Below are 20,953 nucleotides of genomic sequence, written 5' to 3' on the forward strand. Positions count from 1 at the left end.
GGGCGCCCCTACCGGGGACGCACGGTTACGTCCATGCGCAAGCTTCGATCGGCGCCCGGCTCCAGCTCCACCACGCCGGGCTTTTGGCAGAAGTCGCCCTCGAAATCGGCAGGATCGGCGATCCCCGCCCATGGCTCGATGCAGATGTAGCGCGCCCCGGGCTTCTGCCAGATCCCGAGCATCGGCGTATCCGGAAAAGCAATGTCGAGCGCCGCTCCACCCGGGGCGCCATAGGTCAGGGTCCGACTGGCAAGCTCATCCCAGATCAGCGCGTCGTCCTCGAACAGCTCCGGCCTCAGGGCCAGGCGCCTGCCATCCACCGGCGTCGCTTCCCGCCGCGCCACGAGCCCGTCGGCGTCGATCCGGCAGATATCCTGCGGTTCGTAGTCGGCGAACACGATCTCGTGACTTTCCTTCTCCCCACCGCCCGGCAAGGGCCAGGCGAAAGCGGGATGGAAGCCGAAACTGAACGGCAGCGGGCCGGACCCGGGATTACGAACGGTAGCGGTCATGGACAGCGCCCACCCGCTAAGCGCGAACTCCATCTCCAGCACGAACGCGAACGGAAAGGCCGCGCGTGTCACCTCGTTGTCAGAGAGCCTGAACAGGGCGCGAGTTTCGGTGTGCTCCACCAGGTCAAATGGGCTTACGCGAGCGAAGCCGTGCTTGGGCATGGGATGCTCCACGCCATCCAGCCTGTAACGCCCGCCGTTGAGCGCGCCGACAATCGGGAACAGCAAGGGTGCGTGTCCGGACCAGAACGCTGGATCAGCGTCGGTCATGTACTCGCGCCCCTGCCCGTCGGTCAGCGACCAGAGCTCGGCACCATGAGGGTTGATCCGTGCGGACAGCTCTTCCGAGGCTATCGCAACGAACCCGCTCATCCCCGTAAACTGGCTCCGAGCTTCCCGGCCGCCGCCACCACGCTGTCGGCAATCGCCTTCAGATCCGCGTCGGTATAGCTCTTCTCGCCTGGCTGCAGTGTGACCTCGATCGCCAGCGACTTCTGCCCTTCCGGAACGCCAGTCCCACGGAAGTCGTCGAACAGTCGGGCATCGACGATGTTCGCCTTGTCAGCACCCTTAATCGTGCGCAGCAGGTCGCCCGCGGCCAGTCCGACAGGAACGAGGAACGCGAAGTCACGCGTCACCGCCTGGAGAGCCGGTGGAGCATAGGGCGTGCGAGCGAAGGCGCCGCCGTTCTTCTTTGCCGGGATGGCTTCGAGGAACACCTCCGCGGCAACAACCGGACCTTCGATGTCGAAGGCAGCGAGCGTGCTTGGATGGAGCGTGCCAAAGCGAGCGAGGACCGTCTTGGGCCCCAGTCGAAGCGTTGCCGACTGGCCCGGATGGAACTGCGGCCCCGCCTCGCCCATCACCTGGAGCTTCTCGATGGGCGCACCGGCTTCGGTCAGCAGGGCAAGCGCCTCGGCCTTTGCATCGAACGCGTCAAACACCACTGCCTTGCCGGCTGCCCAGCCGCGCGATTGCTTTTCACCGGCGAGCAGAACCGCAATGCTGGCGCGTTCGTCGCTCGTCCCGGCGTCGCCGCGCAGATAGCGGCGGCCGATCTCGAACAGCCGCACGCCGGACGCACCGCGATCGATGTTGCGCTTGGCCGCCGAGAGCAGGCCCGGCAGCAGCGACGGGCGCATCGCCTTCATGTCCTCGCTGATCGGGTTCTCGAGCACCCAGAGGTCGCCGTTGCCCTCGGCGAAATGTTCGGCCTCTGCCTGGGGCAGGAAGGACCAGGTCACCGCTTCGTTCAAACCACGCCCAGCCGCCGCGCGGCGCAGACGCCGTTCAAGCTGCTGTTGCGGGGTCGCCGTGGGCCGCGCCACACCATCGGTGCGAGGCAAGGCCACACTCGCGACGTGATCGAGGCCGTGAACTCGAACGACTTCCTCGACGATGTCTGGTGCGCCATCGACATCGGGGCGCCAGGTCGGCGCAGTAACGGTCCAGTCCGCGGTGACCTTGAAACCCAGCCGCTCAAGGATCGCGCGCTGATCCGCTTCAGGGATCGCAACACCGCCGAGCCGTTCGGCCAGCGCCGGATCGTATGCCACAACCGCCACGTCCATCGGTGGCGAGCCAGCGCGAACCACTTCCGACGCCTCGCCGCCGCAGATCTCGACGATGAGCGCAGTCAGCAGCTCCAGGCCGTCATCGAGGAACGCCGGGTCGACGCCGCGCTCGAACCGGGTGCGGGCATCGCTGGCGAGGCCAAGCGTGCGCCCGCTCGTGCCGATCCGCTCGGGGTCGAAGTAGGCGATTTCGAGCAGTACGTCGGTGGTATCCTCCGATACGCCCGAATGCTCGCCGCCCATGATCCCGGCAATGTCGTGCACGCCGCTGTCATCGGCAATCACGGTCATCGAGCTATCGAGCTCGTAGGTCTTCTCGTTGAGAGCGAGAACTTGTTCGCCATCCTTGGCGCGGCGGGCGACGACAGCACCGTTCAGCTTGGCGAGGTCATAGGCATGCGCAGGGCGCCCGACACCGAGCATCAGGTAGTTGGTAATGTCGACCAGCGCCGAGATCGGCCGCTGACCCGCATCGCGCAGGGCCGACTGCATCCACTCCGGCGAAACACCATTCTTCACTCCGCGGACCACTCGGCCGTAAAACGCCGGGCAGCCTTCCGGATCGTCAGTGCGGATCTCCACGGGGCACGGAAACGTGCCTGGCACAGCCTCGATCTGCAGCGGCTTGAGAGTGCCTAGGCCGGCTGCGGCGAGGTCGCGCGCAACGCCGTAGACCCCCATGCAGTCGGGCCGGTTCGGCGTGATCGCCACGTCGAACACCGGGCTGGTGCCGTGATACTCGGCGAAGGAGGTGCCGACCGGCGCGTCTTCCGGCAGTTCGATGATCCCATCGTGATCGTCGCCCAGCTCGAGCTCGCGCGTCGAGCACATCATCCCGTTGCTCTCGACACCGCGGATCGCGCTCTTCCGCAGCTGCATGCCGTTTGCCGGCACCACGGCGCCGGGCAGTCCGAGCACACCCTTCATTCCAGCATGGGCATTGGGCGCACCGCAGACGACCTGCAGCGGATTGCCGTCGCCCGTGTCGACCGTCAGGACCTGGAGCTTGTCGGCGTCCGGATGCGGCGCAGCGGTCAGCACCTTGGCAATGCGGAAACCCGCCAGCCTCTCAGCTGGATCTTCCAATCCCTCTACCTCGATGCCGAGCGAATTGAGGCTGGCCGATATCTCGGCGGCGGTAGCATCGGTTTCGAGGTACTGCTTGAGCCAAGCGAGCGAGAACTTCATGCCCGCGCTCCTACGCCGCCCGAAAGCGTCGGCTGGTCGAGGAATGAGAAGCCGTAGTGCGACAGCCACCGCACATCGCCGTCGAAGAACGCCCGCAAGTCATCCATCCCGTACTTGAGCATGGCGAGGCGATCGACGCCCACGCCGAATGCGAAACCCTGCCATTCGTTGGGGTCGAGCCCGCACATCTCGATGACCCGGCGGTTGACCATGCCCGAACCGAGCAATTCCATCCAGCGATGGCCCGGCTCGTCGCCGCTGCCGCCCAGGACGCGCCGTCCGTTCTCGATCGCAAAACCAACGTCCACTTCCACCGAAGGTTCGGTGAACGGAAAATAACTCGGCCGCAGGCGCAGAACGATGTCGTCGCGCTCGAAGAAGGCCTTGAGGAAGGTCTCGAGCGTCCACTTGAGGTGCCCGAGGTGAATGTCGCGATCGATCACCAGACCTTCGACCTGGTGGAACATCGGCGTGTGCGTGGCGTCGGAATCGGAACGATAGACCCGGCCCGGAGCGATGATCCGCACCGGCGCGCCCTCGGCCATCATCGTCCGCACCTGGACCGGCGACGTGTGCGTCCGCAGCAGCATCCGTCCGCCGTTCTCGGCGGCATCGGGGAAATAGAACGTGTCGTGCATTGCCCGCGCAGGGTGGCTTTCGGGCATGTTGAGCGCGGTGAAGTTGTACCAGTCGTTCTCGATTTCCGGACCGGTCGCGACACTGAAGCCGAGATCGGCGAAAATCTCCGCCAGTTCGTCCATCACCTGGCTCACCGGGTGAACCGATCCTCGCGGCCCTTCCGGCGCCGGGAGCGAGAGGTCGAGCGTCTCAGCGGCCAGCCGGGTTTCGAGCTCGGCCGCCTCCATCGCATCCTTGCGCGCGGTCAGAGCGTCGGTGACCGACTGGCGCAGGCCCTGGATTTGCGGGCCCTTCTCCTGCCGCTCGTCCGGGCTCATGGCCCCTAGCGTCTTGAGCAGTGCAGAGACGCTGCCCTGCTTGCCGAGAAATTCGACGCGCAAGGCCTCCAACGCGGTCAGGTCTGCCGCGTTGTCGATCCGCGTCCGGGCGTCATTTTCGAGAGCGGTATAATCAGTCATCGCGCGCGCCTGTAGCGGGCGGAGCGCGCGGCCCCAACCCCTATTCGCCAATCGCGCCCGGCTCAGAAGTATAGCGCAGCACTGTCGGAAGATCCGTTTCCGGTGCCGCGCCCTGGTCTGCCATGCGCTGAGCCATGATCTTCTCGAGGATCGGGTGCGGCGTCTCGGCGTACTCTGTTGGGGTCATGCCCATGAACGAGCGGAAGTCGCGCACGAACTGGGCCTGGTCGAAATATTGGCCGTCGAGCGCGCTGCTCCAGTTGTGAGTGGGGTCCAGCATGTACTGCGCGAGACTGCGCAGAAAGCGCTGCCGCCGGAGCAGCACCTTCGGCGGGAAACCAAAGTAGCGGCTGCAAAACCGCTCGAGCGAACGAGGGTTCATGCCGAGCCGCTCGCCGAGTTCCACCACGTTGGCCATGTCTGGATCGCGTAGCGCGGCCTGGCAGGCAATAATCTGCTTTTCCTGCGGCACCGGGCGGCTCGCGAGCCGCATGAGATAGTCGTTCATGCTGCTCGCGATCAGCTCTGCGTCACCCCCCGCTCCCTGAACGATGTCATGGATTGGCCGGAACAGGAAAAACGCGGGGTGGCTCATGCCGTCGACCGTGCGGTCACTCAGATGGTTCGCGGGTTCATCAATGAATTTCGCCCAGCCAGCGGGCTGCAGCCCTAGCCCCCAGACGCGGGACCGCGTCACGCCAAAGTTGATCGCCTTGCTGGTCGGGCCATTGGCGACGAATGGCCACTGCGGAAGCAACTCCCCTTCACCGATACAAGCGATCGGCGCCGGGCCTTCGGTGAACCGCAGCGCGGCCCATTCGGGGTGGAGGCAATCTTCGATCAAATCGCCTGACGAACATTCGACAGTCGTGGCGTAGAGCGCCGTGAAATAGGGTTCGATCGCCTTGGACAGGCGATAGAACTGCACGGCAATAGGGAAATCGGCCTTCATTGCCCCTTGCGACCCGGACCCCAAGAATTGCACGGCCTTTTAGCCGGACGAACGAGAGAATTCGTTCATGCTTATGGGAACATAAGCTCGCTACTGACAAGCCTCGATATTCCCCCCGCGCAACTCAGTAATAACCCCTAGACGAACCATCCGGGTTTCCCACGGCACGCAAAAAAGAAGGGCGCGGACGGCATCCCGTCCACGCCCTTGCTTCTTTAGCGTTCAGTCGACCGTTAGGCCGGCAGAGCGGCCTTCGCCTGCTGGATGATCGAGGCGAACGCGCCGCCTTCGTTCATCGCCAGGTCGGCCATGACCTTACGGTCCAGTTCGATCCCGGCGAGCTTGGTGCCGTGGATGAACTGCGAGTAGGTAAGGCCTTCCGCGCGAACCGCAGCGTTGATGCGCTGGATCCACAGAGCGCGGAAAGTCCGCTTCTTCACCTTGCGGTCGCGGTAGGCATACTGCCCGGCCTTCTCGACCGCCTGACGGGCGACGCGAATGGTGTTCTTGCGGCGACCGCGATAGCCCTTGGCCTGGTCGAGAATCCGCTTGTGCTTCTGGCGAGTGGTTACGCCACGCTTGATACGGGACATTTCGAAATACTCCTGTCTCTAACCCGGCTCAATCGAGGCCGTAGGGGGCCCACTTCTTGATCGTCCTCGCATCAGCGTCGGCGATCACGGTGGTGCCACGGTTCTGGCGGATGTACTTCGCGTTGTGGCTGATCAGGCGGTGGCGCTTACCAGCGACACCATGCTTGACCTTGCCGGTTGCGGTGATCTTGAAGCGCTTCTTCACACCGCTTTTGGTCTTCAGCTTGGGCATTTTCGTCTCCTTGTTCAGGGACACGTCCAAACCAGCCCTGGCAGCCCATGTGAGCCAGGCCGGCCGATGATTACGTGTCTGTGAAGCGGGGGCCCTTAGGCGCAAGCGGTGGCGATGGCAAGGCCGAGCTACCCCCTCGAAGCGTTTCCCCGCTCGCCGCCGAGGGATGCTAAATGACAGGTCTGTCCGACTCGGGGAGAGCGAAGATGGAAAATGAGAACCAGGGCCCGGCTAGCGGTGTAGCCGCACACCTCACGATTCGCGATGGCCGCGGGGTCGAAGCGGTGAAGTTCTACGAGCAGGCTTTCGGCGCGAAGGAACAGATGCATCACCTGGCCGACGACGGAAAGCGGCTGATGCATTCGCACCTGTCGCTCAACGGCGGCTCGCTGATGCTCAATGACGACTTCCCGGAATATCGTGACGGCGTGCAGTCCCAGGCTCCGGGCGGGGTGACGCTGCACCTGCAGGTTCCCGATGCCGACGCGGCGTGGGACAGGGCGCTGGCCGCCGGAGCCAAAGTCGTGTTCCCGCTCGAAGACCAGTTCTGGGGCGACCGCTATGGCCAGGTCGAGGACCCGTTCGGCTTCACCTGGTCGATCGGGGGGCCGAAGAAGGGATAGTGCTAGGGGCTAGCCCCCCAACGCCTCCAGCACGTCTTCCAGCCGCGCGGGATCGCCGATCGCCAGGACATGGCCGTCGGAGCCCGCGTGCAGGGGTTCGCCGTTCCAGTCGCACATCAGGCCGCCCGCTCCTTCGACCACCGGCACCAGCGCGGCAAAATCGTGGAGCTTGAGGCCGCTCTCGCAGACCACGTCGACGAAGCCCGTCGCCAGCAGGGCGTAGTTGTAGCAGTCGCCACCCATGACCATGCGCTTGTGGTCGGTCTTCTGGGCGAGCGCCATGAACCGGTCGCCCTCTTCGTGGGTGAAGTACTGTGGCCCAGTCGTAGCGATGGTGGCGTCGGAGAGCTGGCGGCAGGCTCGCGCCAAGACCGGCTGGCCATTGAGCGTGGTGGGCTGCCCTGCGACGCCCAGCCAGCGCTCGCTGAGGATCGGCTGGTCAATCACGCCCAGCACCGGAAAGCCGTCGATCAGCAGGGCGATCAACGTTCCGAAGGTCGCTCGTCCGGCCAGGAAGGCGCAAGTCCCGTCGACAGGGTCGAGCACCCACTGGCGTCCCGAACGCCCTTCGCTCACCCCGAACTCCTCGCCGTGAATCCCATCCTGCGGGACCTCGGCGGTGAGAATGCGCCGCATCGCTTCTTCGGCAGACCGGTCGGCGATGGTCACCGGTGTCGCGTCGCCCTTGCGCTCGGCATCGATGGGCGTGCGGAAGTGCGGCCTGATCGCCTCGCGGGCGGCATCGGCGAGACGGTGAGCGAGAGCGATTTCGGCAGTCAGGTTCATTGGGGTCCCGGAGCTTCTATTCGTTCGGGCTGACCGGCGGTGTGGACACGAAACACGATCGCTCGCGCTCCTTCCGGTCCGCCCTTGGGGGCGTGGATTGCGCGGGGCGGGATCACGTAAGTGTCGCCGACCTTGAGTGGCAAGTCAGGCTTGCCTTCCTCAACGTGAGTAGCGGTTCCCTCGATCAGGTAGAGGAACTCCTCGCCGGGATGATAGTGCCGCGCCACTTGGGCGTTGGGCGGGATCACCACGTCGGAGACGATCACCTCCACCCCTGGGATGCCGGAGATCGGCGAGCGCAGGACCTCGTTGGAGCCCCGAGGCGGTCTGGTCGCGGACGATTCTTGCTGCGCCTGAGCATAGGCGAAGGGCAGCGAGGCGGCATAGACCGTGGCGGCGATGATCCAACTGAGGCGCATGGCGATACTCCCCAGAACCCCGCTCGGGGGCTCAATCGAACAGCGAGCTGACGCTGCTTTCGTCGGCAATTCGCCGCACGGCCTCGCCGATCAACGGAGCCACCGACAGCACGCGGATGCGGCTGGAGTCAGTCGTCGCGTCTGTCGGCAGGATCGAATCGGTGATCACCAGCTCGGTCAGCGCCGATTTATCCACGCGAGCCACGGCGCTGCCCGAGAGCACTCCGTGAGTGATGTAGGCGGCCACGCTCTTGGCGCCGGCATCCATCAGCGCCTGCGCCGCGTTGCACAGGGTCCCGCCCGAATCGACGATGTCGTCCGCCAGGATGCAGCAGCGGCCGCGCACGTCGCCGATGATGTTCATGACTTCCGATTCGCCCGGGCGTTCACGGCGCTTGTCGACGATGGCCAGCGGGGCGTTATCGAGCCGCTTGGCGAGCGCGCGGGCCCGAACCACGCCACCCACGTCCGGCGAAACGACCATCAGGTCCTTGCCTTCGTATCGCTCCTTGATGTCGGCCGCCATCGTCGGCGCCGCATAGAGGTTGTCGGTCGGGATATCGAAGAAGCCCTGGATCTGTCCCGCGTGCAGATCGACCGACAGCACACGATTGGCGCCCGCTTCGGTGATCAGGTTGGCGACCAGCTTGGCCGAGATCGGGGTACGCGGGCCAGGCTTCCGGTCCTGCCGGGCATAGCCGAAGTACGGAAGCACCGCGGTGATTCGCTTGGCCGAGGCGCGACGGCAGGCGTCGATCGCGATCAGCAGCTCCATCAGGTTGTCGTTGGCCGGGTAGCTGGTCGACTGGATGATGAAGACGTCTTCGCCGCGCACGTTCTCGTGAATCTCGACGAAGATTTCTTCGTCGGCGAAGCGCCGCACGCTGGCATCGGTCAGCTCGGCCTCGAGATAGGCCGCGATAGCGCGGGCGAGCGGCAGGTTCGAATTGCCGGCCATGAGTTTCATCGCGGATGGGTCCCCGTTTACGTTCTGGCGTTTACGCGCTGGATTCGGATGCGCCGGCTCTAGCCAAGCGTCACATGATTGCAACCTGAGTCGCGGTCTTTCCCCGATCTGTGCGCAGATCGCTTTGCAGGACGTTAAGACAATACGCCTATTTGCCGGGCTCTTAACCGCTGGGTGAGGCACGAGGGCAAGGGGTCGCCGTACAGATGAGCGAACCGCGATTCCGCCAAACATCGATCAGCGCGACCCTGTGGGCGAAGCTGCTGCTGCTCGCGCTTTATCTCGGCTTCGACCACGCAGTCGTCGGGGAGAGGGTGACTTCGCTAGGACTCTCGACCGGGTTGTTCGCGTTCCTGATGCTCTATTGTGCGCTCGTGCTCGCGCTCTGCGCGGCGGCGCTCATCCGCTCCACGCCTCTACGAATTGCCACTGCTGCGGTTCTCGCCGTCGGCTCGGTGATGCTGCACAGCTACGAATGGGCCACCGGCTCGCCGCTGGTCTACGAGGCTTTCGAGATGATGGTCGCCTCGCGTGGCGACGCCGGTGATGCGCTAAGCCAGCATGGCAGTGTCCTGTTGCAGGCGATCGGCGCAGCCTTGGTCCTGTTCCTAGCCGTCGCCCTGCCGCCCGGCCGCTTTGCGCTTCGATATGGATTGGGCTGGATTGTTCCCGCCGGAGCCGTGATCGCGCTCGCGGGAATGCTCTATTTGCGCGGCGGCGAAGGAGCGCGGGCGCTTCCGGCGCCGTTCTCGCCACTGGCTCAAGGCGCGATCATGGCCACGCTACGGCTGACCGAAGAAGACCACCCGCGCCAGGCCGTAGGCCTGGCCCCGGGCCCGGCGCTCGCAGCAGGCGACGTGGTGCTGGTGATCGACGAGAGCGTGGCCGCCAACTATCTCGACATCAACCAGCGCGCGGGCGTCTATTCGGGTCTCGCCGAAGGCCGGCCGGGGATATCGATCGCCAACTTCGGGGTGGCCGCGTCGGTCGCCAACTGCAGCGCCGGCAGCAACCGAACGCTGCGTTTTGGTGGCACGCGCGCTAACTACCGCCGGGCTGCCGCAGAAATGCCCTCGATCTGGGCCTATGCCCACCGCTCCGGCCGCCGCACCGTCTACCTCGACGGTCAGCGCTCAGGCGGAGAGCTGCAGAACCTCATGACCCCGGCCGAACGAGCCGAGATCGACGACTTCGTCCAGATCGGCGACACGCCGGTGCCGGAACGAGACCATCGCCTGGCGCAGATCCTTGGCGAACGGCTCCACAATGGAATTGCCGAGCTGATCCTGGTCAACAAGGTCGGCGCGCACTTCCCTGTGGCGGACAAGTTTCCCGACGCCGCGGCGACGTTCCGCCCACTACCGGTCCGCGGCCGCACTGAAGGCATCACCGATATCGCCTCGCTTCCTGGCGTCACCGCCGCGAGCGAGGAGGATTGGCGGCTCTACCGAAATGCCTATCGCAACACCGTCGCCTGGAGCACTGGCGGCTTCTTCGACCGGCTGCTGCCGCGGGTGGCTGGGACCGGGGCGGTGATCCTCTACACTTCGGATCACGGACAGGACCTGCACGAGCGCGGTGGGGCGGGCGGCTCGACGCATTGCGTTCCGGATCCGCGGCCGGAGGAAGGCGCCGTGCCGATGGTGGTGATCGCAGGCTCGGGTTCGAAAGTGGACTGGTGCGCCTCTGCCTCAGCCAACTTCGATGGCATGAGCCACTTCCGTTTGTTCCCCACGCTGCTGGCGTTGATGGGCTACGCCCCGGAGCAAACCCTGGCATTCTACGGTCCGACGCTGATGTCGGCGACAAAGGACGCCTACAGCTTCACCCCGACTTACAACGCCTCTCTGGGGCGTGATCCCAACTGGCGCCAACTCAACCGGGCCGAGCTGGCAGTGCCTCCGGCAAGCGATTACGCGCAGATGGCGCGCATACCCTGAGCCTCAATCGGTTCGGTGTTCGGTCTTCACCCAGCGCACGGTCCCGGTGCTGGCCCTCATCACCACGCTTTCGGTAGTCATCAGGCCACGGCGGCGCTTGACGCCTTCGAGCAGTGAACCGTCGGTGACGCCCGTGGCGGCGAAGATGCAATCGCCCTTCGCCAGGTCTTCCAGCAAGTAGATCCGGTCGAGGTTCTCGATGCCCAGTTTGCGGGCGCGGCCTCTTTCATCGTCATTGCGAAATAGCAGGCGCCCGTTGAACTGGCCGCCAACGCAACGCAGGGCCGCAGCCGCCAGCACCCCCTCTGGAGCACCACCTGAACCCATGTAGATATCGATCGTCGTGTCGGGATCGGTTGTGGCGATGACCCCCGCGACGTCGCCGTCAGGAATCAACTGAATGCCGCAACCGATCTCGCGCAGCTCGGCAATGAGGGCGGCGTGCCTGGGACGATCGAGCACGCAGGCGATCAGTTCGTTGGGTGCGACGCCCTTGGCCTGGGCCACGGCCGCTATGTTTTCGCGGGCAGGCTTGGTCAGGTCGATCACCCCAGGGGGATAGCCCGGCCCGACGGCAAGCTTTTCCATGTAGACGTCAGGCGCGTTGAGCAGGCAGCCCTTTTCAGCGGCGGCGAGCACGGCCAACGCATTGGCCCCGGCCTTGGCGGTGATCGTCGTACCTTCGAGAGGGTCGAGCGCAATGTCGATCTTCGGCCCCTTGTCCGGGGCGCCGCCGACGCGCTCGCCGATATACAGCATCGGCGCCTCGTCGCGCTCGCCCTCGCCGATGACGACGGTGCCATCGATGTAGAGATCGTCGAAAGCCCGGCGCATCGCCTCCACCGCGGCGGCATCGGCGGCTTTCTCGTCACCCCGGCCGATCAGGCCCGACGCAGCGATCGCGGCAGCTTCAGTCACGCGGACCATTTCAAGCACTAGCACCCTGTCGAGGACACTGCCGGTGGCGGCGGTCTTGCTGGAGGGCATGGCGGCTCCGCGTCTCTTGGCGATATTTGCGAAGTTATGCCGACAGAAGGCCGCTGTCGAGCGGGCCGTTGCCGGTTCATGAGCGATTCAGCGGCAGTGCCGTGTCTGTGGCACACCCGGCCGAGGGGGGCTCGAATGCGGAAGTCTGCAAGTGCCTTCGCCGCAGCGCTGACAGCCAGCATTTTCGTCCAACCGGCATCGGCCCAGGAAACCGACAGCGAGCCTACTGCCGAAGAGATGATCGAGGCCGCCCGTGAGGCCTATCGGCCGCCGGGCCTCATGCGCCGGTGCCCGGTCGGCGAGCCGGGCGAAATCGTCGTCTGTGCTACCGACCCCGATGCCTACAGGGTGGAGTCTTCCACTGACCAAGCGATCCGCACCGGCGAGCCCGTCGCCGACCGCGTGCCCCGCGCTCCCGACGTCTTCGGTATTCCACCCTGCAAGAGCCAAACGGTCTGCATCAAGGGCGGCTGGGTGCCGCCCCAGGTTCACCTGATCGACTTGAGCGCGATCCCGGTGCCGCTGACCGAAGAGGAGGCCGCGATGGTTTTCCGGGCAGAGGACGGGCCCCCGCCCGAACCCCAAAGTCTCGCGGCGCCTTAGCCCAACAGGCGCATCACCAGCGGCGGTTCCGTAAGGCTGGCCGAACCTTCGAGCAGGGCCAGCGCACGGGCAACGCCGCTTTCCGGACCTTCGTGCGTGACCATCGCCACCAGCACCTCGCCGCCCTCCTCGTGGCGGCCATGCTGGATCAGGCTTTCGATCGAGACCCCGGCGTCACGCATGGCGGCGGTAATCTCGGCCAGCACGCCTGGGCGGTCGGTGACGGTGAAGCGCAAGTAAGTGCTGCTCAGGCGGTGGCCGGGATCGGCTGGATCGAGTGTTTCCAGCGCAGCGACCGGCACCGAGAACGGCGGCGTCGCGACGCCCCGGGCGATGTCGATCAGGTCGGCCACCACGGCGCTCGCCGTCGGACCATCGCCAGCGCCTGCACCTTGGAAAAGCAGGCGCCCGGAGAAATTCCCTTCGACCACGACCGCATTGGTCGGTCCATCAACCGCAGCGAGCGGATGGCTGCGCGGCACCAGGCACGGCTGGACGCGCTGGAACAGGCCGTCCCCCGCCCCATCGCGATCGGCGATCCCGATCAGGCGGATGACGTAGCCCAGCGCCGCCGCCTGGGCGATGTCGGCGCTGCGGATGCGGGTGATGCCGTCGATCTCCATCGCTTCGAGATCGACACGGCTGCCGAAAGCAATCGCGGAGAGAATCGCCAGCTTGTGCGCGGCATCGACGCCTTCGATGTCGAAGCTCGGGTCGGCTTCGGCATAACCGAGCGCCTGCGCTTCGCCGAGCACCTCGCCAAAGTCGCGGCCTGATTTTTCCATCGTCGAGAGGATGTAGTTACAGGTGCCGTTGAGGATTCCGTAGACCCGCGACACGGCGTTGGCCGCGGCCCCTTCGCGCAGGCCCTTGATCACCGGAATGCCGCCTGCAACCGCGGCTTCGAACTTGAGGGAAACGCCGGCCGACTCGGCGGCGGCTGCAAGCTCCATCCCGTGGTGGGCGATCATGGCCTTGTTGGCCGTGACCAGTCCCTTGCCCGCTGCCAGCGCGCGACGGGCCAATGCCAGGGCCGGGCCGTCGGATCCGCCCACGAGCTCGACTACGACGTCTACGTCTTCGCGCTCTGCCAGCAGCGCCATGTCGTCTTCCCAGGGATAGAGCGACAGGTCGACCCCGCGGTCCTTGGTGCGGTCGCGAGCGCAGACGGCGACGATCTCGATCGGCCGACCGCCGCGACGCGCGATCAGGTCGGCGTTGGTCTCCAGCAGGCGAATGACGCCGCCGCCCACCGTCCCGAGACCGGCCAGGGCGATCCTCAGCGGCGATGTGTCATGCGATGCGGTCATTCGTTCCCTCAGGTCCCTAGTGTTGCGGGCGCGGCGTTAATTCGCCGCGACCCGCTTGGCTAGTGGCGGAACGAACTCAACCGCGGTTGCGTGGGCAGGCGCCGAGCTGGTCCATGATGAAGCGATAGTCGGCATCGGCCCGATTGCGCGAGGGGCCGTCGTTCTGCACGAGCGCATTGGCAGGCAGGCGGTAGGGCAGGAAACAAGCCAGCCGATACCATTCGACCGTGTCGGCCTGGGGCGCGCGGGCGGACTGGTCGACGATCTCGCTCCAGGACACGCCCCATTGCGGTTGCATGCCCGGTCGTCGCACCACGCTTAGCGAAACCGGGGTGCCGGTAGCGGTATCGAGAAACAGCTGAGTCTCCGATTCGCCGGCGAGGTTTCCTGCGACCGACATGGCTTCGCGAATCCCCGTTACCTTGGGCGGGGTGTCGGGTGAGGCGAACTCGGCGATTACCGCGCGAACCTTCTGCTCCGTGGCGGGATTGGCGGGGAGTTGCGCTGACGAGTCCGTTAGCTGCAGTTCGCCAGGGCGCCCGGGCACGGGTTGGGCGAATACGATGAATCGTTGTTTCTTCAGCTTGGGCGCCTTGCCGTTCGGCAGGAGCGGAACATCGACAAGGTAAACGAGCGATTCGCCAACCGCGGCGCGGCCCGAAAGTAACGCCTCAGTCTGGGCTTCGAGGTAGAGTCGCGCGTGCCCTGGGGCGAGCCCTTGCGCGCGGGTCGGCTCGACAACGGCCTGGTCTTTCACGTTGACCAGAGCAACCAGTCCGGAAGCCTGCACGAGGTCGGCAACATCGGCGTAGGTGGCCTCGACGACGGGGGGGATTGGGGAGGCGTTTTGGGCATGAGTAACGCCCGGAATCCCGCAGGTTGCGCCAAATATCAGCGTCGCCGCCAGTGCTTTGGACCGCAAGTATCCGCCCCCTCGATTCAAACAATACATCGTCTATTCTCCAATCGCGCCGCTAACTTCCCCAAGCGCGCCCGGCCTATGATTGGCCCGTATGGCTCTCGACACAAGCTGCGTTCCACCCGTAAACGCGTGAATCGTAGGTGAACCGACAAAGCGTTTGCCCAAGCCAGTCTTCGCGGTTAAGGCTCGGCCTAATCGGGACCTGAGAACGATAATCAACAGGTCTCGCTGGCTCTACCGGATGTCCTTCCGGATCGGTTTCGCAGCCGACGGGGCCTTCGGTGGAAAATTTATGGGGTAGCCCCCGGATTACTTATCCGGTGGTCCTCGTCGGTGCCGGATCTCGGTCCGGTGTAATAATGAACGGAGTGAAGGGACTGGATGGCTTACGCTGACCAACAGATGAGCGGTAGCAAGATTATCGCAATCATCGTCGTTGCCCTTATCCACGTTGCTCTTGGCTATGTGCTCATTACGGGCCTTGCATACTCTGCGGCTAAGAAGCTGGTCGAACGTGTGACCACCGTGGATATCGAGGAACCGCCGCCGCCGGAGGAAGAACCGCCGCCGCCGCCGCCAGATGAGGTACGGCCGCCGCCCCCGGTTGCGCCGCCGCCGCCAATCAACATTTCGGTTTCGCCGCCGCCGATCCAAACGGTAACCACGCCGCCGCCTCCGGCGCCCGTGGTCCCTCGTGCGGCTCCGCCGGCACCGCCGCCACCGCCGCCCGCGCCTTCACAGGCTCGTGGGGCGACGCCGGACGGTCAGGGTCGTTGGGCAGCGCGTATTCAGGAAAACTATCCTGCCCGCGCCATCCGCGACGAAACAGAAGGACGTGTCGGCGTCAGGGTCACAATCGGCGCGAACGGCCGTGTGACCGGCTGCAGCGTCACCAACTCCAGCGGGTCGAGCGTGCTCGACGATGCGGCCTGCGAAGGCATGACCCGCTTCGCCCGCTACAACCCTGCTTTGGATAATGACGGCAACCCGACCACGGGTTCGGCCAGCACGACCATCGTCTATCAGCTGAGCAGATAAATTCGGCTTTTCAGATCTTTTTAAGAGAGGAATACCCGCATGCTTATTGACATCCTGGCCGCGGCCGCCGGCGAAGCGGCTCCGCAGACCAAGTTCGGCTTCATGGAAGCCATGGAACAGGGCGGCGCGATCGCCTGGTCCATTCTGACGGTCCTCGTGATCATGTCGGTTGGATCGTTCTACATCCTGATCACCAAGCTGCTGGAGCAGAACCGCATCCTGAGCCAGTACAAGCATATCCGCGGCGGCTTCTGGCGCGCGAACACCCTCGCCGAGGGCGCGTCGAAGCTCGACAAGAACAGCGCATGGCGCCAGCTCGTTGACGACGGCCTCGCCGCCGAAAGCCAGCACTCCAAGATGACCGACTCGCTCGAAGCGCACGACTGGCTGCACGGCTCGCTCGATCGCTCGGAGAACTCGATCAACGCGCGTCTCGCCAGCGGCCTGCCGTTCCTCGCCACCGTCGGTGCGACTGCACCGTTCGTTGGTCTGCTCGGTACCGTTATCGGCATCTACCGCGCGCTCATCAACATCGGCATCGCCGGTTCGGCCTCGATCGACAAGGTCGCGGGTCCGGTCGGCGAAGCGCTGATCATGACCGCCATCGGCCTGCTCGTCGCGGTGCCGGCGGTGCTCGCCTACAACTGGCTGCAGAGCCGCAACAAGCGGATCGCCGAGCTCCTCGCGGGCTTCTCGACCGACTTGCTCGCCAACATCACCTCGCGTGGTGTGGTGAAGCCGGCCCTGGCCGCTGCCGCTCCGGCGAAGGCTGCCGCTCCGGCTGCTGCCCGTCCGGCCGCTCCGGCTGCGACCACCAAGGCCTGAGCCTGACGTAAGTAATTGGAGGGGCGGGACCTGGCATGCGGGCCGCCCGCCCTTCTAACCGATACTGAGATAGGACAACAACGATGGCAATGGCGGTAGGCGGCGGTCAAGAAACGCCGATGTCAGACATCAACACCACGCCCCTCGTGGACGTGATGCTGGTTATGCTGATCATCTTCCTTATTGCGGTTCCGGTCGCCATGCAGACGGTCGAGAAGCTTGAAATCCCGATCATCGCGTCGCAGGAATCGAAGGACAAGGTCGAGAACCTTCTCCTCACGGTTACGACGACCGACGAATCAGGCCGGACTCCAGGCACGATCCGCACGGATTACACCGGCGCCTATCGCGGCGGTGAATGCCGGGTGTTCTTCAACAACACCACCCCGGTGGATTCGACCGAGCTGTACGACGAGGCTTTCAAGCGTCTCGATGCAATTGTGCAGCGTGCGGGCGGGATCGAGGCGCTCGTCGCCAATCCCGAGACGATTCCGCAGGTTCACATTCGCGCCGACGTGAACACCCCGTGGCGCTGCGTCGCGGGTGCGATCTACAACATCCAGGCGGCCGGTTACCCGACCGTCGGCTTCATCTCCAACCCGGTCGATCCGAACGCCTAAGGCGCCGGACCGACGGGTGAGTGGAATTCAAGGAGTAAGTCCCCATGGCGATGTCCGGCGGCAAAGACGACGGCGCCCCGATGATGGAAATGAACATGACGCCGTTGATCGACGTCCTGCTCGTGCTCCTCATCTGTTTCATCATGTCTATCCCTGTGGCCACCCACTCGGTCGATATCGACCTTCCGGTGCCCAACCCGAACCCTCCGCCAGACATGGTGGATCCGGTTAAGAACAAGATCGTTCTGACGCCGGCCAACGAGATCCTGTGGAACGGTGCGCCGATCGACCAGGGTACGTTGGTGGCCAATCTGCAGACCTCGCGGACCTTCGCGGTCGAGCCGGAACTGCAGTTTGAACCGGAAGCCCTCGCGAGCTACGATCTGTCGGCCAAAGTGCTGAACATCATCAAGGCTTCGGGCGTGACCAAGTTCGGCTTCGTCGGGAACGACAAATATCGAGTGTTCGGCAAGTAGCGTCACCAGACGCAACCAGCCACACTGGACGGGAGAAGGGGCGGAGCGATCCGCCCCTTTTTCGTTTCTGGCCCTCTCGTCTGCCCTGGTCTGAGTGCAATCCTAAGTCGCGCGAACCTTTGACGGTGTGAGAGCGCCAGCTCCGCCAAGCTTACCGCGACATTCCCACAATCCTACTCCTTCCCAACGACACCACTGACTTCCTCGGCGGGCGACTCAAGGCGCCCAGCCCAAGAGATAATCTTGCAAACCCTGCCCTTTCGTGATGTTATACTGTCACGCACAACAGAAGGGGAGCATGGCATGTCTTTCGCAACCTCAAGCGCCGGGGAACCGCTCCGCGAGATCAACACGACGCCACTCATTGACGTCTTGCTCGTGCTGCTGGTGATGATCGTGCTGACCATTCCGGTCGCAACCCATTCGCTGGAGTACAACCTACCCAGTGGGGAGGTGACGGGCGCCCAGCCCAATCCGATCACAAACGTTCTGGAGATCACACCAGAAGGAACCCTGGTCTGGAATGGCCGCCCAACCGACGAGCCCGGCCTCGTCACGTTGTTGGGCCAAGTGCGGGCGATGAAGCCTGAGCCTGAAGTTCAGTTCCGACCCGACGCCAACGCCAGCTACCGTGCCTCGGCCCGTGTCCTCCAAATCGTGAAAGCCTCTGGGGTCACCAAGTTCGGGTTTGTCGGCAACGAAAAGTACGGCACCTTCTCCCGCGGCAACTGACTCATCAAGCCTCGTCCATCTCATCCGCTTGCCGGCCGGCTCCCATAGCCATGCCGGCAAGCGACTCGGCCTCGAGCAACAGTTCCTCGTCGACCGCCCCCTGCGGCACGCTCTCCCAGCCAATCATCACCATGACCGGGACAGCGAGCGGGCTGACCCGTTCGAGTTCGACGTGCACCAGCCGCTCCGCAGCAGTGTCGAGAAGATCGCCGAGCCGCCCGATATCGGTCATCCGCGCTCGAGCATCGGCCCAAGCAGCCTCGATCAGCAGATGGTCGGGTTCGTACTTGCGCAGCACGTCGTAGATCAGGTCGGTCGAGAAGGTGACCTGTTTGCCGCTCTTGCGCTTTCCAGGATGCTGCCGCTCTACTAGGCCCGAGATGACCGCCACCTCACGAAAGGCCCGGCGCAGGAGGTGCGAATTCTGCACCCAGTCCATGAATTCATGGGTCAGGATATCGGGCGACAAGAGCCGCGCCGGATCGGCAACCGGCTTCAGCCCCCAGACCGCCAGCGAATAGTCATTCGCCACGAACCCGCCAGGCAGCAGCCCCATCTCCTCCATCCGCTTGGTGATCAGCATCCCGAGTGACTGGTTCGCGTTCCAACCGGTGAATGTGTAGTAGACCGTGTAGTGCCGGCGGGCGTGCGGGAAGCTCTCGACCAGCAGCGTTTCGGGACCCGGCAGTTGCGAACGCCAGTCCTGCACTTCCAGCCACTCGCGCACATCGTCCGGGAAACGCGCCCAACCCGCCCGGTCGATCAGAATCGCGCGGACCCGATCGGCCAGGTGCGTAGTCAGCGGCAGGCGGAGCCCCATGTAGCTCGGGATCGTCGCCGACTTCCGGGCGGCGCGCACGATCAGGTCGAGATCGCGCAGGCTTTCGACCTCCAAGTCCAATCCGGCGAAGCGAAATGTGTCGCCGGACCGAAGCGAGGCGGCAAACGCCTCCTCGACCTTGCCGAGCGCGCGCCCGTTGCGGAAACGGATCTCGATCATCTCCGAATCGACGATGATCCCCGCGTTCATCCGATGCCTCTGGGCATGTTCGTGATGGGTTAGCCGCCAGGTTCCGTCTTCGTCGCGGGTGATGCGCTTGAACTTGTCGTAAGCTCTAAGCGCGTATCCCCCGGTGGAGACGAACGTCAGCACCCGCTCCCACACCATTTCGTCGATCCACGCGTAGGCCAGGCTTGAACGCACTTCGGCGCGCAGCGCGCGCTCCTCGAACGGTGCCGCGCAGGCGCAGGCCATGACATGCTGCGCGAGCACGTCGAGCCCGCCAGGCCGAAAATCCTCACCATCGCGCTGGCCCTGGTCAACGGCGTCCTTGGCGGCCTGGGCCTCGAGAAACTCGAAACGGTTGCCAGGCACCAGCAGCGCACGGCTCGGTTGATCGAGCCGGTGGTTGGCCCGCCCAATCCGCTGCAACAGGCGCGAGGACCCCTTGGGCGCCCCCATCTGCACCACACAGTCGATATCGCCCCAGTCGACCCCCAGGTCGAGGCTGGCGGTCGCCACCAGCGCGCGCAGTTCTCCCCGCGCCATCGCCCCTTCGACTTTGCGCCGGGCCTCCTTCGACAGCGAGCCATGGTGGATCGCGATTGGCAAGTTGTCCTCGTTCGCGTTCCACAGCTCCTGGAAGATGTACTCCGCCAGGAAGCGGGTGTTGGTGAAGACCAGCGTGGTGCGGTTGCGCCGGATCGCGTCGTAGAGCTGCGGAATCGCCCAAATCGCCGCATGCCCACCCCAGGGAACGCTCGCTCCTTCCGGCAGGAGAATTTCGACCTCGGGCGGCGCGCCTCGCTCTCCCTCGACCAACTCGACCGAATCGATCTCGCCCCACGGCGCCAGCCAGGCGCGGAAACCTTCGGGGTCTGCAACCGTCGCCGACAGCGCGGTGCGGCGCAGGTCGGGCGCGATCGCCTGCAGCCGGCTTAGCGCGAGGGCGAGCAAGTCGCCGCGCTTGCCTGTGGCGAAAGCATGGACCTCGTCGATGACCACGCGCTTGAGGCCAGCGAAGAGTTCGAAGCTGTCCGGATAACTGAGCAAGAGCGACAGCGATTCTGGTGTCGTCAGGAGGACGTGCGGTGGCCGGCTGCGCTGACGCTTCTTGCGGTCAGAGGGGGTGTCGCCACTGCGAGTCTCGATCCGGATCGGCAAGCCGATCTCCTCGACCGGGGCGAGGAGGTTCCGCTGCACGTCATGCGCCAGCGCCTTCAGCGGCGAGACGTAGAGCGTGTGCAAGCCATCAGGCGGAATGGCCCCCCGGCTGGGGCAAAACGCGGCCAGGGTCGGCAGAAAACCGGCCAGGGTCTTGCCGGCGCCTGTATCGGCGACGAGCAGCGCATGGCTCCCCGCATCGCTCGCCGCGAGCATTTCCGCCTGGTGCCGGCGTACTCGCCAACCGCGGCCTGTAAACCACTGAGTGAGTTCTGGAGGGACTTGCGAGGCGCTCATTCGGAGATTCCCGACCCCTCGTTTGGCCGGTTCCCCGGCTTGCCTGAAGAGCGCCTCGCTTCGGCGATAGACCTTGCGCCAGAGCGCCGTGCGCAT

21 protein-coding genes are annotated in these 20,953 nt (G+C 64.9%); 8 read left to right on the forward strand and 13 right to left on the reverse strand.

Annotated features, from left to right (window positions below):
• Positions 1–8: 8 nt before the first annotated feature.
• From ASD76_RS12900 to rpmI, 6 genes are all read right to left on the reverse strand, one after another.
• Positions 9–884, reverse strand: a complete 876-nt coding sequence (locus tag ASD76_RS12900; RefSeq protein ID WP_055923558.1) for an aldose 1-epimerase family protein — start codon at positions 882–884, stop codon at positions 9–11.
• Entirely contained in the window at positions 881–3,274 is a 2,394-nt protein-coding gene (gene pheT, locus ASD76_RS12905; protein ID WP_055923561.1) for a phenylalanine--tRNA ligase subunit beta, read from the reverse strand. Before pheT ends, ASD76_RS12900 begins: the two co-directional genes overlap by 4 nt.
• Positions 3,271–4,371 carry a phenylalanine--tRNA ligase subunit alpha gene (gene pheS / locus ASD76_RS12910; protein WP_055923564.1) on the reverse strand — a complete coding sequence of 367 codons (1,101 nt, stop codon included), beginning with the start codon at positions 4,369–4,371 and terminating at the stop codon, positions 3,271–3,273. The genes pheT and pheS overlap by 4 nt, the downstream gene beginning before the upstream one ends.
• 40 nt (positions 4,372–4,411) lie before the next feature.
• On the reverse strand, positions 4,412–5,323 hold the full coding sequence (locus ASD76_RS12915; protein ID WP_055923566.1) for a helix-turn-helix domain-containing protein: 912 nt from the start codon (positions 5,321–5,323) through the stop codon (positions 4,412–4,414).
• A gap of 233 nt (positions 5,324–5,556) precedes the next feature.
• Complete coding sequence (gene rplT, locus ASD76_RS12920; RefSeq protein ID WP_055923568.1) at positions 5,557–5,916, reverse strand: 50S ribosomal protein L20; 360 nt, start codon at positions 5,914–5,916, stop codon at positions 5,557–5,559.
• A 28-nt stretch (positions 5,917–5,944) separates the two neighbouring features.
• Positions 5,945–6,148 (reverse strand): 50S ribosomal protein L35, encoded by a 204-nt coding sequence (gene rpmI, locus ASD76_RS12925; protein ID WP_055923571.1) that lies wholly within the window; start codon positions 6,146–6,148, stop codon positions 5,945–5,947.
• Between the two features lie 206 nt (positions 6,149–6,354).
• On the opposite strand from rpmI, the gene ASD76_RS12930 reads away from it, so the two are divergent.
• Entirely contained in the window at positions 6,355–6,771 is a 417-nt protein-coding gene (locus ASD76_RS12930) for a VOC family protein (RefSeq protein WP_055923576.1), read from the forward strand.
• Between the two features lie 9 nt (positions 6,772–6,780).
• On the opposite strand, the gene ASD76_RS12935 is transcribed toward ASD76_RS12930, so the two are convergent.
• The 3 genes from ASD76_RS12935 to ASD76_RS12945 are packed head-to-tail and all read right to left on the reverse strand — an operon-like array spanning position 6,781 to position 8,943.
• Positions 6,781–7,557, reverse strand: coding sequence for an inositol monophosphatase family protein (locus tag ASD76_RS12935; RefSeq protein ID WP_055923579.1), 777 nt, complete (start codon positions 7,555–7,557; stop codon positions 6,781–6,783).
• Positions 7,554–7,976 (reverse strand): cupin domain-containing protein, encoded by a 423-nt coding sequence (locus ASD76_RS12940; RefSeq protein WP_055923582.1) that lies wholly within the window; start codon positions 7,974–7,976, stop codon positions 7,554–7,556. The genes ASD76_RS12935 and ASD76_RS12940 overlap by 4 nt, the downstream gene beginning before the upstream one ends.
• Positions 7,977–8,007: 31 nt before the next feature.
• The gene (locus ASD76_RS12945) at positions 8,008–8,943 is read right to left on the reverse strand and encodes a ribose-phosphate pyrophosphokinase (protein ID WP_055923585.1); all 936 of its coding nucleotides are present in this window, start codon (positions 8,941–8,943) and stop codon (positions 8,008–8,010) included.
• Positions 8,944–9,149: 206 nt separating this feature from the next.
• Between ASD76_RS12945 and ASD76_RS12950 the strand changes: the two genes are divergently transcribed.
• Complete coding sequence (locus ASD76_RS12950) at positions 9,150–10,883, forward strand: sulfatase-like hydrolase/transferase (RefSeq protein ID WP_055923588.1); 1,734 nt, start codon at positions 9,150–9,152, stop codon at positions 10,881–10,883.
• A 3-nt stretch (positions 10,884–10,886) separates the two neighbouring features.
• Here ASD76_RS12950 and glpX read toward each other — a convergent pair whose 3' ends face one another.
• Positions 10,887–11,870 (reverse strand): class II fructose-bisphosphatase, encoded by a 984-nt coding sequence (gene glpX, locus ASD76_RS12955; RefSeq protein ID WP_055923591.1) that lies wholly within the window; start codon positions 11,868–11,870, stop codon positions 10,887–10,889.
• Positions 11,871–12,005: 135 nt separating this feature from the next.
• Between glpX and ASD76_RS12960 the strand changes: the two genes are divergently transcribed.
• Complete coding sequence (locus ASD76_RS12960) at positions 12,006–12,473, forward strand: hypothetical protein (RefSeq protein WP_055923594.1); 468 nt, start codon at positions 12,006–12,008, stop codon at positions 12,471–12,473.
• Here the strand turns inward: ASD76_RS12960 and ASD76_RS12965 are convergent.
• Both ASD76_RS12965 and ASD76_RS12970 read right to left on the reverse strand, forming a co-directional pair.
• Positions 12,470–13,783: a homoserine dehydrogenase gene (locus ASD76_RS12965; protein WP_055923597.1), complete on the reverse strand. Its 1,314-nt coding sequence runs from the start codon at positions 13,781–13,783 to the stop codon at positions 12,470–12,472. The genes ASD76_RS12960 and ASD76_RS12965 overlap by 4 nt on opposite strands.
• A 76-nt stretch (positions 13,784–13,859) precedes the next feature.
• Positions 13,860–14,705 carry a hypothetical protein gene (locus ASD76_RS12970; protein WP_082553832.1) on the reverse strand — a complete coding sequence of 282 codons (846 nt, stop codon included), beginning with the start codon at positions 14,703–14,705 and terminating at the stop codon, positions 13,860–13,862.
• Between the two features lie 381 nt (positions 14,706–15,086).
• Here ASD76_RS12970 and ASD76_RS12975 point away from each other — a divergent pair, with 381 nt between their 5' ends.
• The 5 genes from ASD76_RS12975 to ASD76_RS12995 all read left to right on the forward strand — a co-directional run bounded on the left by ASD76_RS12975 (position 15,087) and on the right by ASD76_RS12995 (position 18,396).
• Positions 15,087–15,743, forward strand: a complete 657-nt coding sequence (locus ASD76_RS12975; protein WP_055923603.1) for an energy transducer TonB — start codon at positions 15,087–15,089, stop codon at positions 15,741–15,743.
• A gap of 39 nt (positions 15,744–15,782) precedes the next feature.
• A complete protein-coding gene (locus ASD76_RS12980; RefSeq protein WP_055923606.1) occupies positions 15,783–16,568 on the forward strand; it encodes a MotA/TolQ/ExbB proton channel family protein in 786 nt (261 codons plus the stop codon).
• A gap of 119 nt (positions 16,569–16,687) precedes the next feature.
• On the forward strand, positions 16,688–17,188 hold the full coding sequence (locus ASD76_RS12985) for an ExbD/TolR family protein (protein ID WP_055924287.1): 501 nt from the start codon (positions 16,688–16,690) through the stop codon (positions 17,186–17,188).
• 44 nt (positions 17,189–17,232) lie between these two features.
• Positions 17,233–17,664 (forward strand): ExbD/TolR family protein, encoded by a 432-nt coding sequence (locus ASD76_RS12990; protein WP_055923610.1) that lies wholly within the window; start codon positions 17,233–17,235, stop codon positions 17,662–17,664.
• A gap of 303 nt (positions 17,665–17,967) precedes the next feature.
• On the forward strand, positions 17,968–18,396 hold the full coding sequence (locus ASD76_RS12995; RefSeq protein WP_055923613.1) for an ExbD/TolR family protein: 429 nt from the start codon (positions 17,968–17,970) through the stop codon (positions 18,394–18,396).
• 4 nt (positions 18,397–18,400) lie between these two features.
• Here ASD76_RS12995 and ASD76_RS13000 read toward each other — a convergent pair whose 3' ends face one another.
• Entirely contained in the window at positions 18,401–20,857 is a 2,457-nt protein-coding gene (locus tag ASD76_RS13000; RefSeq protein WP_055924290.1) for a ligase-associated DNA damage response DEXH box helicase, read from the reverse strand.
• Between the last annotated feature and the right edge of the window lie 96 nt (positions 20,858–20,953).

The organism is Altererythrobacter sp. Root672 (assembly GCF_001427865.1).
Lineage (GTDB): Bacteria > Pseudomonadota > Alphaproteobacteria > Sphingomonadales > Sphingomonadaceae > Croceibacterium_A.